Origin of the sequence: Paenibacillus sp. MER 180 (assembly GCF_023713665.1) — a bacterium.
Lineage (GTDB): Bacteria > Bacillota > Bacilli > Paenibacillales > Paenibacillaceae > Paenibacillus_B > Paenibacillus_B suaedae.
Window position 1 is genome coordinate 1 of record NZ_JAMAVT010000045.1, and the last position, 2269, is coordinate 2269.

The window sequence follows — 2269 nt, forward strand, 5'->3', positions numbered from 1 at the left end:
TTTCACGGGAGAGAGTTTCCGCTTCAAGCAAGCGATGGAACGGGTTCCTTTGTAGCTTTGCAGGTGGATGGCAAGTGCTTTGGCATTTTTGGCTGCAAAATTGAGCATTTTTCACTTGCAAAAAACAGAGCTGCCCGCAGTCGTAATACAAAACCGCCAATCAAGCCGCAAGGAATATCGAAAGGAAGCAATATTAAGGGAATTAAGGTAAACTGGGGTCAAGCTAAGACGTTTATCAATGATAGATTTGAAGCTTTACAAAAGTCTGTTGGGCAATTGCCTAAGAATAAGCTGGCGTACGATGGACCAAATGTGAACTATAAACCGTCTACGCAGAAACCTCTTGAGCCGACGAAGAATCAGATCGAGGTGCGGAAATATTATCCGGGTAGTAATCCAGGAGGTTCAGCATCTGGTTCAACCTCTAGTAAAAAAAATAGTAATATTACTGGTGAAACTAATAGTACGAAAATTGGGAAAGAGGTGCATAAAAAAAGGGCAGGTGAACGTCGGGAGAGTGGCGGGTTTGATACAGTTAATGAGCCTCTTAAAGATAAAAAAGGTAATGTTATCGAAGTCCCAAAAAGGATTGATAAAAACGGTAAACCATCGAAGAAATATCAGAGGGCTATACCAGATGCAGTTCAAGGACCTCCGATTGGGAACATCATTGATGATAAACCTGTAGGTAGACCAATTTCTAAAGATAAACAAGAAATTCGGAGATTCATTGATGCATATGAACAGAAGTATGGAGAATCACCAAAAAAGGTTATAATACAAAGATATGATCCAAAGACGGGGGCTTCGGCAGAAAGCGAAGTATATAGTCCTAAATTTTTCAAAAACCCTTAGCTTAATAGGAGGAGTTTTGATGTACCAAGCTTATAATGAAAATAATGTTAGGGTTGTAATTACTGATGAACAATTAAGCAAGGCTTTTCGACAACACGGTAAAGACTTGCCTATTGAGATTGTAATTGCTATGGGGGCTTCACGCAATAAAATGTTCATTCCGAGATTAAATGAGGCTCTCTATCATCAAACATTACGAGTAAGAATTGAAGCCATTCATAGTCTCCTAAGTATACAGGATATTCAAAGTTTGAGCAGTCTTCAAGAAAAGGAAAAATCGATTTCAGAAGAGGACTTTAATGCCACAATAAGTGAAAAGGCGGTTCTTCAATCAGCAATTATTCGTCTTGTAAATGGTCCCAAAGGAGCTGAAGAGGCTTTCTTCGAAGGCGATTATCATCCACGTGTTAAGTTAAACTTACTATACAATTATTCTAGTAACATGATCTTATTATCTGAGGATGTAGAATTTATTATAAATGCGCTTGGCTCATTCTTGTTCAAAGATAGAGAATGGATACAAAAATTGAAGAGAGATGATTATGAAGATGTGATTATTTGCGCCTTAGAGGCACTTTGGAATGCATCCGAGAAAAGATTGCTGAGTCTGTTTAACATTGAATATTATCAAAAATTGATTGCAATTGGCAAACAGATTTTAAATATCAAAATTGATTCCTACGCAAAAGAGATTGTTGCTATTTTTGCAAAGGATCTTCCTCCTAAATATGCCTATGAGATGCTAGAGCCCATTATGAATGGAAAAGCAAAGGGTGATATTGCAAAAGAATTGACACATACATTATCATTTCTTCACCAAAAAGAAAAGGAAGCTTAATCAATTATGAGTATGGAACATAAAGCGTTTATATTCGATACTGTTGGCTTTAATAAAGATTTAAGGGAAATTATTATTGCTGCCGGCATTACAAATGATACTGGATCATTGAAATCGTTCATCACAGAAAATATGGGGAAGGTTCGCTCCATATATACAGGAGAATTACTGAACGCTGGATGGGAAGAAGAACTAGAAAACGGAGGAGTGCAGGAGCTTTCTGATTTTGCTATGACGATTTATTATTCACAGGAGGAGGACTTGGGACTCTACTATGCATGGGACTCCTTAATTGAAACATTGCAGGTGACGTCTACGCGTTTTCATCCAGAATACTATATACTTGGGCGGGCTTTAGAATCAGGAGCTTTTAGACTCGATCCTGGTGGAATGGGGATGGGTTTTGTTTATGCTGAAGATATCCCCTTTATATGTAATGAACTCATTCATGGATTGTCAACACTAAATCAGACAGCTTTTTTAAGGGATAATCTTCTGTAATCTACTGGACTCATATAGCCTAAGGTTCCATGGATGCGATGTTTGTTGAACCAATTTACGTAGTCATATAGCTCC

4 protein-coding genes are annotated in these 2269 nt (G+C 37.9%); 3 read left to right on the top strand and 1 reads right to left on the bottom strand.

What is annotated here, in order from left to right; translation table 11 throughout:
* From M3661_RS29670 to M3661_RS29680, 3 genes are all read left to right on the top strand, one after another.
* A partial coding sequence (locus tag M3661_RS29670) for a hypothetical protein (protein WP_251491232.1) occupies positions 1 to 855 on the top strand: 855 nt, incomplete at its 5' end.
* A gap of 19 nt (positions 856 to 874) precedes the next feature.
* A complete protein-coding gene (locus M3661_RS29675; protein ID WP_251491235.1) occupies positions 875 to 1693 on the top strand; it encodes a HEAT repeat domain-containing protein in 819 nt (272 codons plus the stop codon).
* A gap of 6 nt (positions 1694 to 1699) precedes the next feature.
* The gene (locus M3661_RS29680; RefSeq protein WP_251491238.1) at positions 1700 to 2194 is read left to right on the top strand and encodes a hypothetical protein; all 495 of its coding nucleotides are present in this window, start codon (positions 1700 to 1702) and stop codon (positions 2192 to 2194) included.
* Here the strand turns inward: M3661_RS29680 and M3661_RS29685 are convergent.
* Positions 2161 to 2269: IS3 family transposase (locus M3661_RS29685; protein ID WP_251490544.1), on the bottom strand; the 109-nt coding region annotated here is incomplete at its 5' end. The genes M3661_RS29680 and M3661_RS29685 overlap by 34 nt on opposite strands.